Here is a 13,916-nt window from a genome sequence, read left to right as displayed (position 1 = left end):
GCCCTCGTTCGGACACACGCCGGATGTCCGGGCCGTGCCCCGAGGCTCGCCCGCGTCAGTTCTTCGCTTCGACGGCCTTGCCGGGCGGAAGGGGATCCCAGCGCAGCGAGTCCCCGAGGAGGTTCGAGATGCGCTTCGGGCGCTGCCCGTCGACGCGCATGACGTAGAGCCCTGGCCCCTCGCCGGAGGTGCGCGTGGAGAAGAACGCCACGAGCCGCCCGTCGGGGCTGCAGGCCGGGTACCCGTTCCTGCCCTGATTCTGGGTCAACCGCACGAGGCCGCCGCCCGTCTCCCCCGAGGCGACGAGGTCGGTGTTCTTTCCCACGCCGACGGCGTAGACGGCCTTCACGCCGTCGGGGTGGTTGCAGAACGTGGGCGCCGAGGCGAAGAGCCCGTCCGGAGAGATCGCCTTGCCGCCGACGTAGATGCGCTGTCCGTACCTGCCCTCGCCGGAGAAGGCGAGCTTGCCGGTCGGCGTGAACACCGGGTGGAGCGCCATCCCCACCTCGGACGCCGGCTTGATGCTCTGGAGATCGGGCCCGGAGAACAGCTTGATCGTCGACCCCACCCCGATGCTGAGGGCGACCTGGGCGCGATCCTTCGAGAACGCGATCCCGTAGACAGAGCCCTTCACGGGCAGCGCGAGCGGGCCGCCGGCGGGCGTGAAGACCTTGTACTCGTCGCCCTTCACGCTCGCCGCGTAGTGGAGCTGCTCGTTCTTCCCGAACGCAGGGGCGATGGCGGTCTGGTCGGGCGGCGAGACGGCCCTGGCGTCATGGCCGTCGGCGTCGATCGTGAAGACACGCCGCAGCGCGCCCGAGCCCGAGGCGAACGTCATGTGGCTGGCGAAACCGCCGTTCTGGCCGGTGAGGGCGCCGATCAGCTGGTCGGCCACCCGGTGCGACTCGAAGCGCACGTCGCGGAGGGGCACGATGAACTTCTTGTCGAACACCGGGGCCTGCCCGCGGTTCACCAGGAACGCCTGGCCGACGAGCTCGACCTTGTCAGCGGCGACCTTCTTGCCGCTCACGCTCACGACCGCCTCGACCCCCTTCGCGGACCACGCCTTCACGTCCACTGGGCTGTCGGAGAGGTACAGGCCGTCGGGCGCGGCGCTGTCGGGCAGCACCTCGAACTCGCCGCACAGCTCGAGGTCGCGCCGGACCACGCTGTGGATCGTCACGTCCTCGGGGTCCGAGACGAGCGACGGCAGGACGCCGATCTTCGGGAGCGGACGCGTCGCGCCGGCCACGACCGTGATGTGGCCGAGCAGCTCGTCCGGGTTGGGCGGCGCCGCCGAGGAGGCCGGCGCCTGCGCAGGAGCAGGGGGAGCAGCGAGCGCGGCGGCGGCGAGCGCCAGGGCGCCGAGGGCGTATCGAGCTAGTCGCATGTGGTCTCTCTACAGACGAACGTGACGCTGACCTGCTTCTGCCCGAGGTTGGGATAATTCTCGGGCGGCGGCGGCAGCGCCTGCCCCTTCGCCGCCTCGAGGGTCGCCTGCGCGGCCGCGTCGAAGGCGGGATTCCCGCTCGGCGTCAGCGTGTAGCTCACCATCTGCCCGTCGGACAGCACGATGACCGCGCGCGGCTTGTGCTTCGTGAGCTCCTCCGGCGGGAGCCCCGAGCCGTTCACGCGGAACCTGCTCGAGAACCAGCCCGCGATGCGGGCCAGGTACAGATCCACAGCGCGCGCCTTGAGGGGATCGGTCTCGGTCCCCTCCTTCACGCCGTCCTCGTGGCCCTCCTGGTCCACGTTGGCGGCCGGGGCGGCGTCGGTCTTCGGATCGAGCTCGGTGTCGACCTGCTTCGCGATCTCGGCGTCGGGCGGCGGCGGCGCGGTGCCCGCGTCCGCGATCTTGACCTCCGGGGGCGGGATGTCCGCCTCGGTCTTGCCCGCGCTCGGCGACACGAAGGCCTTCTGCTCGACGCGCGGCTTGGGCGTCTGGCGCACCCACCGGTCGGGCAGCTTCATCTTGTCGCGCGTGCCGCCCAGCTTGAGCAGCGGCGTGTCCATGTCGAGCACCGGCACGACCTTCACCGGGACGCTCGGCCCCTTCTCGATCTCGGGCGCCGCCGCGGGCACCGTGAGGTCGGCCAGGCTGACCGCGACGGCGGCCCCCGCCTGCACGGCCATCGCCACCGCGACGGCCAGCGCGATGTCCCGCGGGCGGAAGTCGCTCGCAGGCCGGCGCTGCCCTGACGGCGTCCTCGGTCCGGGCGCGCGCGCCGCAGCCGTGCTCACGGCGCCGATCCCCCGGGCCGCGGCGCGGCTCCCCCGGGTCGCGGCGCCGTTCCCCCGGGTCGCGGCGCCGTTCCCCCGGGCGGCGGCGGCGCGCCCTCCGGCTCGATCTCCGGCTGGACGAGGAGGTTCAGGCCCTCGACCCCCGCGGCCCGGGCGGCGGCGACGACGCGCGCCACGGCGCCGTAGCGGGCGTCCTTGTCGGCGCGGATGTAGAGCTCCTTCTCCTTCTGCACGCGCCCGTTCGAGGCGAGCACGCCCTCGATGTCGGCGGTCGCGTCGTCCTCGCCGAAGAGGATCTTCTCTTCCTTCGTGACGGTCACGACGAGCTTCGTGTCCTTCGTCGGCGCCTCCTCGGCGGAGACGTTGGGCAGCTCGACCCGGAGCCCGGCCGTGAGCAGCGGGGCCGTGACCATGAAGACCACGAGGAGCACGAGCATCACGTCCACGAGCGGCGTGACGTTGATGTCGCTGAAACCGCCGCCGCCGCGCCGCCTGCGCCCTCCACCGACCGACATGCCCATGATCCGCCCCGCCCCTCAGCCCTTCGGCATCACCGGCGTGGGCCGGTCGCTCGACCGCTGGAGCGCCAGCGGGATGGACTCCTGCATCCCCCGCGCGGAGAGCGACGCGATCTCCACCCAGCCCTCGCTCGCGGCCTCGAGCGCGGCGAGCAGGTCGTCGACGCGCTTGTTGATCCCGTTGTACGCGATGACCGCCGGGATCGCGGCGAACAGCCCGATCGCGGTCGCGATGAGCGCCTCGCCGATGGCCGGGGCGACCACGGGCAGCGACGCGCTCTTCTGCTGACCGATGCGGAGGAACGCGTCCATGATCCCGTAGACCGTGCCGAACAGGCCGATGAACGGCGACGCCGCCGCGATCGACGAGAGCGTCGGCATGAGCGCGCTCGCCCGCTGCGTCTCGGTCACGATCGCCCGCTTCGCGATCGAGTCGAGGAGCCGGCTCGTCCCGACGCGGCGGCTAAGCTCCATCACGACGCGGGCGCCGGGCGCGTCCGCGTGCCGCTGCGCGAGCGCGAACAGCTGATCCGGCGAGTGGGCGTGCGCCGACTCCTGCTCGAACCGCGCCTGCAGAGAGGCGAGCCGCGCGAGCTGGAGGACCTTGAGGACGGCGATCACCCAGACGAGGATGGCCGCGAAGATCAGCAGCCACACGACCAGGAAGACGGGACCGGAGGCGTGGAGGACCAGGGAGACGGGATCGAGCTTGATCGGGACCGTCGTCGCCGGGTCAGGGGCGCTCTGCAGGAAGGCCATTTCGATCTCTTCGGGTCAGGGAGTCGGCTCGTCAGGGTTCCGCGCGCGCGGCCCCGTTCAGTGGAGTTTGCGGCCGCGGCGCCCTCTCTCGCCTGGAAGCGCGGCCGTGGCCCTCTTCAAGTTCGCCCGGCGCCGCACGCGGCGCGCGGTGCTCAATCCGCGAGCAGGATGTCGACCTTCCGGTCGCGCGCCCAGCCCTCTTCGTCCGTGCCGGTCGCCTCGAACTCGCCCTTCGACGAGGTCGCGATGCGGCCCTGCTCGAGGCCCTTCTTGCCGAGGTACTCCGCGACGCTGCCGGCGCGCTTCTGGCCGAGGCCCAGGTTGTACTCCGTCTCCCCGCGGGGGTCGGCGTGGCCGATGAGCTTCATCCCCTTGCCCTTGAGCGGACCCGAGACGAAGCAGCGCGCGAGCGCGTCGAGCGCGCCCGCCGCCTCGCCCTCGATGGACGTCGAGTCGAACGCGAAGCGGGCGGTCGGTAGATCGCCGCAGGCCTTGAGGATCTTGTCGTCGATGCGGATCGAGCCGCTCGTCGGCTTCTCGGTGTCCTGCTTCGGGGCAGGCGGGGCGGCGGTCTTCGCCACCGGAGGGGGCGCGACGTCGCTGGCGACATTGGCCGGCGGCTGCGGATCGGAGCCGCAGCCGGCCGCGAAGGCGGCAAGGGGCGCCGAGACCACGAGGATCAACGCAGGCAGTTTTGTCATGGGCATGCCGTTACCACGCCGGGAGGCGCGTTGCAGCATTTTGAGCGCCCGCCGGCGAGCCGGCGCGCCCGGAGGACAGGCATTCCGTTAAAGTGCCGCGATGCATCGCGCGATCCAGGCGCGGGAATATTTTGGGCACCAACGGGTTGGCCCGCCCCGCGCCCCCCGGGCCCTCGGCTCCGCGCTCCTCTCGCTCGGCGCAGCGGCGTCGGTCGCGCTCGCCGCCCCTCACCCGGCGCGGGCCGAGGCGCCGGTGCAGCGCACGTTCTTTCGCCTGCCCTCGTCGAACGGCTTCGGCGCGGTGCTCCTCGATCTGGGCGCGGCGAGGCTCACCCACTTCCGCGAGCGCCTGTTCGCCACCGAGGAGCCGCTCCTCGACGAGCGCGGCGAGGAGGTCTGGATCGGCAACCAGCCGCAGGCCGTACGCACGCGCGATCTGCTCTACGACGCGTACTTCGGGCTGCGCTCCGACGGGCACCAGCGGTGGCTGACCGAGGTCCCCGTCGACCTCGACGCGAGCGGCTACGCCGGCTGGACCGACGGGCAGCGCGGCGGCACGGGCGTCGTCACAATGGTGCAGCGGGTCGGCAACCTCGAGTGCACCCAGCTCTTCTTCGCGCCGCAGGGCCTGCCGCAGGCGGGGTTCGTGATGGCGATGCGGGTCGAGAACCGGGGCGAGCGGCCGGCGGAGGGCGTGTCGGCGTTCTCGCTGCACAATTTCCACCTCGGCTTCGGTCGCCCGGGCGTGATGGCGGACATCGGCGAGTCGGGCGAGACCATCACCTACGACGCGAGCCAGGGCCGGCGCGACTTCCTCGAGCGCGCCTTCGCCGGCGTGGTGGTCGCGCGCGCGCTCGAGCCCCCCGCGCGCCACGGCGCCTCCAGGGCGGGCAGCCCGCCGGACCTCGACGTCTACCGGATCGTCGCGGACGACGGCGGCGCCGACCTGCCGGACCTCCACGGAGCCGCGCCCACCGCGGACGGCGCCGTGAGCGCGTTCCAGTGGGACCTCGGCAGCATCGGCCCCGGCGAGGCGCGGTGGGTCGGCGCGGCGTTCGCGCACCACGGCGACCCCTCGGGCGCGGCGGACCCGCTCGTGCAGGGCGCCCTCGACGCGTACCTCGGCGCGAAGCGCGCGGCGGAGGTGGTCGCGGACGAGATCGCCGCGTACCGCGCGTTCCAGGGCTCGATCCGGGTGCCGCCCTCGGCGTCGCCCGAGGAGGCGGCCTTGCTCCGGCAGTCGGCCGTGACGCTCCGGATGGCGCAGTCCCGCGAGAGCCACGCCTTCTTGCGCGAATACCTGACGCGGGACTTCGAGCCGCGCGCCACGCGCTTCGGCGCGACGCTCGGCGGACCGCCGGCCACGCTGCCGGCCACCATCGCCCACCGCGGCCACGGCGCCGTCCTCGCGAGCCTCCCGCCGGGCGAGTGGACGGTCGCCTGGATCCGCGACGGCGCCTACGCCACCGTCGCGATGGCCGCCCTCGGCATGCAGGCGGAGGCGCGCGACGCGCTGGGATTTTACCTCGACGCGGAGGCAGGGCGCTTCCAGGGCTGGAGCGAGCTCGCTTCGTACGACATGCCGCCGTACCAGATCAGCCTGGTGCGCTACCACGGCTTCGGCGTCGAGGAGACCGACTTCAACGACTTCGGACCGAACCTGGAGCTCGACGGGTTCGGCCTGTTCCTCTGGGCGCTGCGCCAGTACGAGGAGCTCACCGGGGATACGGGCTTCGTGGACGAGCGCTGGGCCGCCGCGTCGACGAAGGTCGCGGACGCCCTCGTCGCGCTCATCGATCCGGACACGGGGCTCGTCCGGAAGGACTCGTCGATCTGGGAGACCCACTGGAACGGGCGCGAGCGGTCGTTCGCGTACACGAGCATCACCGCGGCGCGGGGCCTGTGCGACGCGGCGGCCATCGCGGAGCGGCGGGGCGAGGCGGACCGGGCCGCGGCGTACCGCGGCGCAGCGGAGCGGCTGCGCGCCGCGATCGCCGCGCGGCTCACGGACGCCTCGGGCGCGCTCGCCGCGAGCCTGGAGGAGCTCGCGTCGGGCGCGGGCTACTGGGACGCGGCGGTGCTCGAGGGGATCGCGATGGGCCTGTTCGATCCGCAGGGGCGCATCGCCGCGGCCACGCTCGCCGGGCTCGACGAGCACCTGCGCGTCCCCGCGGGCGCCGGGTGGTCCCGGAACGACGACCGCACCGATCACGCCGGCGCGGACGACCTGAGCCCCTGGGGCAGCGAGTACGACAGCGCCGAGTGGGTCGTGACCGACCTGCGCGGCGCTGTCGCGGCGCGGCTCATGGGGGACGTCGCGCGCTCGGACCGGCTGCTCCGGTGGGTGCTCGATCAGTCGGCCGCGAACTACCTCGCGATCGCGGAGACCTACGACGAGATCCGCGGCACCTACAAGTTCAACGCGCCCATGGTGGGGTTCGGCGCGGGCGTCTACGCGCTCGCGCTCGCGGCGCGCGACGGGCTCGTCGTCGGCCCGGCCTGCGGCGCGTACTTCGAGGAGAGCGCCGCGAGCGGCGGCGCCGGCGGCGGCCCCCCGAGCACCGGCGCCGGCGGGGCGAGCGCCGCCGGAGCGGGCGCCGCCGGCGCCGACGCCGCCGGCGGTAGCGGCAACGACAGCAACGGCGGCAGCGACAGCAGCGGCGATCTCCGGGAGGACGCCGGCTGCGGCTGCCGCCTCGCGAGCAGCGGCCCTGGCGCCGCGCCCTCGGCGCTCGCGGCGGCCATGGCCGCCGCTGGCCTCACGCGACGGCGCCGGAGGGCGCGGCGCTGACGCTCGCCGAGCGCGCGCCCTCGGCGCGGGCTATTCCTCGCTGGTGTCGGCCTGGCGCTGCGTCTCCGCAGCGGCGGGCGCCGGAGGATCGGCGACGGCTGCAGCCATCGCGTCGGTGAGCGACATCGGCGCCTGAGGCCGCGACACCTCCTCGGACGCGAGCGAAGGCGACGGCTGACGCTCAGGCCGGGCGCGGGCCCCCGAAGCGGCGGGCGGGCGCACACCCGCCCCGGAGGCCTCGCGCGCGCCCGCCTCCGCTGCGGCGCGCGGCTGCGGCGCCGTGGCGGGCTCGGCGGCGCTGGCCTCGTCCTCGTCGGCCGCTCGCGCGCGCGCGTCGAGCCCGCGCAGCGCCGTCCTCCGGGGGCCGGGCGCCTCGACCGGCGCGCGCACCTCGCGCGCGATCTCCCCGGCCCGGGATACGCCGCGCTGCGCTGCAGGCGGCACGTCATCCCTCGGCGCACGCGACATCCGGCCGACGATCAGCGTGAGCCCGACAGCGATCACCAGGGCGGCGGCCACGGTCGCCGCCGCGAGGATGCGCACGCGGGCCCGTGATCGCGCCAGCGAGGGCACCGCGACGGGCGCGAGCGCGTCGTGGACGCGCATCACGTCGCTCACGCTCGGCGCATCGAGCCCGACCGGCGCCGTGCCCGCGAACGCGCTCGAGGCGGTCGCCGCGGTCGACTCCGCGCCCCGGATCGCCTGTGGCGTCGTCAGGCCCACCGCCGCCGGAGCGACCGGGCCGCTGCCCGGCGCGACCGAGCCTGCCGCCGGCGCGCTCGTCGGCGGCGCGGCGGGAAGCGTCGCGATGAACGACTTCAGCGCGAGCGACCGGAGATCCATGATCGTCGGGTCATCGTCGCTCCGTGGCACCGAGGGCGCGATCGATCGCCGGAGCGGCGGAGGAGGCCGGCTCGATCGCCGGCCGGCGCCTCCCGCCGGGGGCGCTGCCGCACCCCTCCCGTGCGCACGGAGCATCGCACCGCCGCAGACGCTGCACTCGAGCGCAGCCCCGCCGCGCGCGTCGCTCGACACCGTGGTGACGATTCCGCAGATTTCGCAGGTAACGTCCATGAGCCCCCCGCAGGCCTCGCGACACGACAGCGCCGAGCGCCCGCCACGCCAAACTGTGATTCAAATTACATCTTGAGTATGGCGCGCGAGGGGCGGCCATGCATGCGGTCTCCGCGCGGCATTTCCGAGAATCGAGCGCGTGACGGCGTTGCAGTGCCATCCCGGACGGTCGACACCGGCCGAGAGCCGTCCTGGACCGAAGGTTTCCCGGCTGGGCGCTTGCGATGCCGGCCTTCGGGCCGCTGTGGTAAGAGCCGCGCTTCGATGTGGTCGGGAGCGGACCACCGGTCCGCTCGACGTGGTCGCCGCTCCCTGCCGGGGGTCACGCTGACATGGGTCTGGGGGCCGCGACCGGCCTCCGAGTCGCCCGGAGGAGTTCGAGAATGGGTCTCAGCGAAACGCTGCTCGATGCGAACAAGAAATCCAAGGTCGTCGCCGACTGTTGCACGCTGGTCGACGAGGAGGTGGCTTCGAAGAGCGGACTCTCCGGCCTGGCGGTCAAGGCCGGCTACGCGGCCGTGAAGGGCATCAAGCCCGGCTTCATCCAGCAGGTGGTCGAGAAGCTCCTGCCCGAGTTCGCCAAGAAGCTCGATCCCATCTGGACCGAGGCCACGAGCAGCGGCAACCCGAGCTCCTTCTTCACGTCGAACCGCTCGCGGATCGCCGACGCGCTCCTCAGCATCACCGACGAGAAGGCGAAGTCGTCGTCGAGCGGCGTGGTGCGCGGCACCTACGAGAAGCTGCGCGGCTCAGCGAAGAAGAACGTCGAGGAGGCGGTTCCGCGCCTCGCCCAGCTGATCCAGAAGCACTCAGCCTGAGCGGCTCGGCGCAGCGGGCCCGCTTCGCGCCGGCCTGCTGCGCGCCGCACCGAGGCGCCCCCGCGGCCGCGTGCGCGGCGGAGGGCGCCCCTGCGATCGGCGCTCAGCCAGGCTCGCCGAAGCTGCGCGCGAAGAGGTCGCGGATCGCGTCGCGGCCGGCGTCGTTGAGATCCTGCGTGCCGATGCCGGCGAAGTTCTCGCAGGTGATGCTCGGCTGCCGCGCCATCTCCCAGGCCGAGCCGCTCCAGCGGAACCAGCCGCGCTTCTCCTGATCGTAGACGAACAGCTGCTTCTTCCAGAGGCGCGCGAGCTCCGCGCCCCAGCCCGTGCCGCCGCGCACGGTGCCGTCCTCCTGGAGCGTGCCCACGACGAAGACCTGGCTGGCCGCGTTGATCTGGTGCCAGATCGTCTGGAGGATGTTGCGCACCAGCGGGATCTCGCTCAGCACGCGGCCGAGGCGCCGCGACACGTAGACGAGGCTGAAGTCGCCCTTGCGCAGCTCGTCGTCCCCCAGCACGACCACGCCGCGCTGGCGCTCGAGGAGCCGGTGGCCCTCGAAGCTGTAGTTCAGCTCCTGCACCCCGTACCGCTCGGCGCACGCCCCGAACTCGGCCTCGGCCCCCTTGGCGCCGCCCGAGTGCACGCGGAAGGTCCGCGGGTCCTTCGGCCGCTCCGAGGGGGGCCGCACGTCCTCGTCGATGACGCGCATCGAGTGGGGATCGAGCCGCAGGTGGAGATCGGCGAGATCCTTGTTGCCGTGGTCCTTCAGCAGCCGCAGGCGAACCACGTCGCGCTCCGGCTGCAGGTAGACGACCACGTTGAGGTGCCGCTCGACCTTCTGGAGCGCGGCAGGCAGCTTGCCGGGAGGGCCCGCCTCGTCGACCTGGGCCGCGACCCAGACCTCGGCGGAGCGCTCCTTCGCGAGCCGCCCGAGCGCCTCCATCGCCTGGTCCGACGCGACCGCCACGTCGAAGCCGTCGACGATGATCACGTCGGGCTCGAAGTGGGCGACGCCGCGCGCGAACGCCACCGTCTCGAGCATCTTCTCGACCCACAGGCGCGCCGCCTCTTCCGGCGCGTCGGCCGACGCCTTCACGTGGCCGAGGTGCGAGTAGATCTGCCGGTGCCGCTCGACCTCGAGCCGGACGGCCTCCGGCTCCTCGAGCCGCATCGACTGCGCGAGATCGTGGAAGATCTCGTCGTAGTACGCGCGGACGTGATCGACCGCGTTCTCGTGCGAGATGTGGAGCACCCGGCGATCCCGCAGCAGATCGTCGAGCGCGATCTGCACGAGCAACGCCGTCTTGCCCACGCCGGGCCGGGAGACGATGACGCCGACGTTGCCGCGACCCAGCCCGCCGTGCATCGACCCCTCGAAGACCCGCATGGGGCTCCGCTCGTTTACCTCTTTGCGGTACATGCCGACCCCCTCACTTGGCCTTCTTCGCCTGCTCTTCCCGGTATTTCTTGATGAGCTCCTCACCAAGCGCCGCCGGAAGAGGAGCATAGCGCGAGAACTCCATCGTGAACTCGGCTTTGCCCTGGGTGGCGGAGCGAAGGACCGTCGAGAAGCCGAACATGTCGGAGAGCGGCACCTCGGCCTCGACGCGGCAGAAGCCGTCTGCCTCGGTCGAACCGACGATGATGCCGCGCCGCTGCATGAGGATGCCGACGATGCCGCCCTGGTACTCGCTCGGCCCCTCGCAGGCGACCTTCATCAGCGGCTCCAGGATCTGCGGGCCCGCCTTCGGGTAGGTCTCGCGCCAGGCGCCGCGCGCGGCCTCCTGGAAGGCGATGTCGGACGAGTCGACCGCGTGGGCCGCGCCGTCGTTCAGCGTGACCGACACGCCCGTGACGGGCGCGCCGATGAGCTGCCCCTTGGCGAGCATCGACACGAAGCCCTTCTCGACCGCCGGGATGAACTCGCGCGGGATCGCGCCGCCGACGACCTGATCGTCGAACCGGAACGGCGCCTCCGTCCACGGCTCGATGAAGCCGCCGACCTTGCCGTACTGACCGGAGCCGCCGGTCTGCTTCTTGTGCGTGTAGTTGAAGTCGACGCGGCGCGTGATCGTCTCGCGGTACGCGACGCGCGGCGGGCTCGTGACCACCTCGGCCGCGTACTCGCGCTTCATGCGCTCGATGTAGACGTCCAGGTGGAGCTCGCCCATGCCCTGGATGATCGTCTCGCCGCTCTCCGGATCCGCCCCGACGCGGAAGGTCGGGTCCTCCTTGGTGAAGCGGCGCAGCGCCTTCGACATGTTCGCCTGGGCCTTGTTGTCCTTGGGCGTCACGGTGAGCGAGATGACGGGGTCGGGCACGTGCATCGACGTCATCGCGACGCTCAGGGTCCCGTCCGTGAAGGTGTCGCCGGAGTTGCAGTCGATGCCGAACATCGCGACGATGTCGCCCGCGCCCGCGGAGTCGATGTCCTCCATCTCGTCCGCGTGCATGCGGACGAGCCGGCCGACCTTGTGGCGCTTGCCCGTGCGGGTGTTCGTGATCTCGCCGCCGCGGGCCAGGTTGCCCTGGTAGACCCGCAGGTACGTGAGCTGGCCGAACCGCCCGTCCTCGAGCTTGAACGCGAGCATCACGAGCGGCTTCTCCGAGTCGCTCGACAGGACGACCTCGGCCTCGTCCTTGTCGAGATCCACGGCCTTGTTCGTGATGTCGGCGGGCGTCGGCAGGTAGCGGGTCACGCCGTCGAGCAGGACCTGCACCGCCTTGTTCTTGTAGGCCGACCCCATCATCACCGGGACGATCTGGAGCTTCACGGTCGCGTCGCGGATCGCCTTCTGGAGGAGCTCCTCGGTGACGCGCTCCTCGAGGATCGCCTCCGTGAGCTCGTCGGAGTACATCGAGAGCGCGTCGAGCATCTCCTCGCGCGCCGTCTTCACCTCGTCGGCCATCTCGGCCGGGATCTCGCCGACGACGATCTTCTCGCCGTTCGCCCCCTCGAACCGGTAGGACTTCATCGCGATGAGGTCGACGACCCCCTCGAACTTGTCCTCGAGCCCGATGGGCAGCTGCAGCAGCACCGGGTTCAGGTTGAGCTTCTCGCGCAGCTGCGCGCGGACCCGCAGCGGGTTCGCGCCGGCGCGGTCGCACTTGTTCACGAACGCGATGCGCGGGACGCCGTAGCGGCGCATCTGGCGGTCGACGGTCAGCGACTGGCTCTGCACGCCGGCGACGGCGCAGAGGACCAGGATCGCGCCGTCGAGCACGCGCATCGCGCGCTCGACCTCGATCGTGAAGTCCACGTGGCCGGGCGTGTCGATCACGTTGATCTGGTGCCCGTTCCAGAAGCAGTGCGTGGCCGCGGACTGGATGGTGATCCCGCGCTCGCGCTCGAGATCCATCGAGTCCATCTTCGCGCCGACGCCGTCCTTGCCCTTGACGTCGTGGATGGCGTGGATCCGCTTGGTGTAAAAGAGGATGCGCTCGGTCAGCGTTGTCTTGCCCGAATCAATGTGGGCGCTGATCCCGATGTTGCGCAGCTTGGACAGTTCGCTGATCACAGAAGGCTCCCCGCCGCGCACCCGTGAGGGCGTGCCCGTGGAGGGCGTGCGGCACGCATCGAACGTCAGCCAGGCGGCGCACTCTTGCGATCGCCCAGTCAGAAATTCGGCGCGGCTCTTAATTCGGCCCCATGGCCAGCGCCAGGGGGAAAATGATCGCGCGTGAACATTTCACGCTACTTGGCTTGAATCCTGGAAAGCCCGACCGTCTCGTCCCACTCGGATCCGTAGCCGTCGTAGTGGATGCGGTAGCGCTCCTGCCCCACGATGCCGGTGACGACCGCCGGGTACATCTGCCCGTGCCACTCGACGCGGACCCTGTCGCCGATCTTGTAGACGTTGGTCTGCGACGCCTGCAGCCCCTTGCTCCGGACCTTGGGCGGCGGCGGCGGGTGGACGACGTTGCCCTCGACGAGACCGCGGATCCGTTCACGAGGTACAACTTCGTCCCAGATGTCGTCGTACCCCTGGTAGTGGATCTTGAACTTCGTCGGACCCAGGACCTCGATGACCTCGGCCGGGTAGACGTTCCCTTCCCACGTCACGAGGACGTGATCGCCGATGGCGTATTGGCGCTTGCAGCCCCCCAGAACCAGGGCGAGGGCCAGCAGGAGGGCCGCGGCGTGAGCGCGCGCTGCGGGCATAACTTCCCGCTCGCCTTACCGTCCTCGCCAGCGCCCCGCAAGAGGCTTCGCTCAGGGACGCGCGCGGGTCGGCGCTGGACGGCGCGACGGCGCGACAGCGCGACGGCGCGACGGCGCGACGGCGCCGGGCCACGCCATGCCGTGCCGGGCCATCCTGCCGCAGGCCGCGCCATGCCGTGGTGCGCCGTCCTGCCGCACGCCCGCCGCGCCCCGTCTAGACGCCCCCCCAGGGCGCTGCAACGGGGCACGAACCCGTGTAGAGAACGCCCATGACCCGAGATGTTCGTCCTGGTACGGGGACCCTCTCCCGCCCGTGCCCGTGCGGCTCGGGGCGCTCGTACCGCGAGTGTTGCGCCCCCTGCCATCTGGGCGATCGCGAGGCGCCCGACGCCGTGACGCTCATGCGCTCGCGGTACGCCGCCTTCGCCGTCGGAGACACCGCCTACCTCTGGCGGACGCTGCACATGGGCCACATCGACCGCGGGCGCGACAGGGACCAGGTGCTCCGCGAGCTGAAGGTGACGATCCACCACCACCGGTACCGGGGCCTCCAGATCCTCGACAGCCTGCAGAGCGGCGACTCCGCGTCGGTGCTGTTCCTCGCCAAGATCTTCGAGGCAGGCGTCGATCGCTCGTTCGTCGAGCTGTCGGATTTCCTCCACGACGGCGAGGGCTGGCGCTACCTCCACGGCGTCGCCATCCCGCGCGCCCGCATCAGCGTCCCGCCCGACGAGCTGACGATCGCCCGGTTCTCATCCCTCGCCAGCTGACCGGCCTCGCCGGCCGAGCGGGCGCTCGGGCGGCCGATGCGCCCTGGGCCCGCTGACCAGGCCCTCGGGTGGGCGATGCGCC

General features: G+C 72.1%; 12 protein-coding genes. 3 read left to right on the top strand and 9 right to left on the bottom strand.

Going from position 1 to position 13,916, the window contains the following annotated elements:
* Nucleotides 1–55: 55 nt before the first annotated feature.
* The 5 genes from WMF11_RS03580 to WMF11_RS03560 form a co-directional block, all read right to left on the bottom strand.
* Entirely contained in the window at nt 56–1,390 is a 1,335-nt protein-coding gene (locus WMF11_RS03580; RefSeq protein WP_437906986.1) for a tolB protein, read from the bottom strand.
* Nucleotides 1,381–2,241, bottom strand: a complete 861-nt coding sequence (locus tag WMF11_RS03575) for a TonB C-terminal domain-containing protein (RefSeq protein WP_437549473.1) — start codon at nt 2,239–2,241, stop codon at nt 1,381–1,383. The genes WMF11_RS03580 and WMF11_RS03575 overlap by 10 nt, the downstream gene beginning before the upstream one ends.
* Complete coding sequence (locus WMF11_RS03570; protein WP_437976417.1) at nt 2,238–2,756, bottom strand: biopolymer transporter ExbD; 519 nt, start codon at nt 2,754–2,756, stop codon at nt 2,238–2,240. The genes WMF11_RS03575 and WMF11_RS03570 overlap by 4 nt, the downstream gene beginning before the upstream one ends.
* A gap of 21 nt (nt 2,757–2,777) precedes the next feature.
* On the bottom strand, nt 2,778–3,518 hold the full coding sequence (locus tag WMF11_RS03565; RefSeq protein WP_437549469.1) for a MotA/TolQ/ExbB proton channel family protein: 741 nt from the start codon (nt 3,516–3,518) through the stop codon (nt 2,778–2,780).
* Between the two features lie 152 nt (nt 3,519–3,670).
* Nucleotides 3,671–4,219, bottom strand: a complete 549-nt coding sequence (locus tag WMF11_RS03560) for an OmpA family protein (RefSeq protein ID WP_437297730.1) — start codon at nt 4,217–4,219, stop codon at nt 3,671–3,673.
* A 100-nt stretch (nt 4,220–4,319) separates the two neighbouring features.
* Here WMF11_RS03560 and WMF11_RS03555 point away from each other — a divergent pair, with 100 nt between their 5' ends.
* Entirely contained in the window at nt 4,320–7,010 is a 2,691-nt protein-coding gene (locus WMF11_RS03555) for a glycoside hydrolase family 15 protein (protein WP_437976416.1), read from the top strand.
* A gap of 30 nt (nt 7,011–7,040) precedes the next feature.
* Here WMF11_RS03555 and WMF11_RS03550 read toward each other — a convergent pair whose 3' ends face one another.
* Complete coding sequence (locus tag WMF11_RS03550) at nt 7,041–7,853, bottom strand: hypothetical protein (protein WP_437976415.1); 813 nt, start codon at nt 7,851–7,853, stop codon at nt 7,041–7,043.
* Between the two features lie 614 nt (nt 7,854–8,467).
* Here WMF11_RS03550 and WMF11_RS03545 point away from each other — a divergent pair.
* Nucleotides 8,468–8,902, top strand: a complete 435-nt coding sequence (locus WMF11_RS03545; RefSeq protein ID WP_437906982.1) for a DUF6918 family protein — start codon at nt 8,468–8,470, stop codon at nt 8,900–8,902.
* Between the two features lie 103 nt (nt 8,903–9,005).
* Here the strand turns inward: WMF11_RS03545 and WMF11_RS03540 are convergent, their stop codons facing one another.
* The 3 genes from WMF11_RS03540 to WMF11_RS03530 all read right to left on the bottom strand — a co-directional run bounded on the left by WMF11_RS03540 (nt 9,006) and on the right by WMF11_RS03530 (nt 13,064).
* Nucleotides 9,006–10,322, bottom strand: coding sequence for a hypothetical protein (locus WMF11_RS03540; RefSeq protein WP_437906981.1), 1,317 nt, complete (start codon nt 10,320–10,322; stop codon nt 9,006–9,008).
* A gap of 10 nt (nt 10,323–10,332) precedes the next feature.
* A complete protein-coding gene (fusA, locus tag WMF11_RS03535) occupies nt 10,333–12,420 on the bottom strand; it encodes an elongation factor G (protein WP_437976414.1) in 2,088 nt (695 codons plus the stop codon).
* Nucleotides 12,421–12,596: 176 nt separating this feature from the next.
* A complete protein-coding gene (locus WMF11_RS03530) occupies nt 12,597–13,064 on the bottom strand; it encodes a Tudor-knot domain-containing protein (RefSeq protein ID WP_437549458.1) in 468 nt (155 codons plus the stop codon).
* Nucleotides 13,065–13,333: 269 nt separating this feature from the next.
* Here WMF11_RS03530 and WMF11_RS03525 point away from each other — a divergent pair, with 269 nt between their 5' ends.
* Entirely contained in the window at nt 13,334–13,834 is a 501-nt protein-coding gene (locus tag WMF11_RS03525) for a YchJ family protein (RefSeq protein WP_437549456.1), read from the top strand.
* The last annotated feature ends 82 nt before the right edge of the window (nt 13,835–13,916 follow it).

The sequence above is a fragment of the Sorangium sp. So ce295 genome (assembly GCF_051527405.1).
GTDB lineage: Bacteria > Myxococcota_A > Polyangia > Polyangiales > Polyangiaceae > Sorangium > Sorangium cellulosum_B.
The sequence above is the reverse complement of the archived record's forward strand: the minus strand, read 5'-3'. Positions and strand labels throughout refer to the sequence as shown.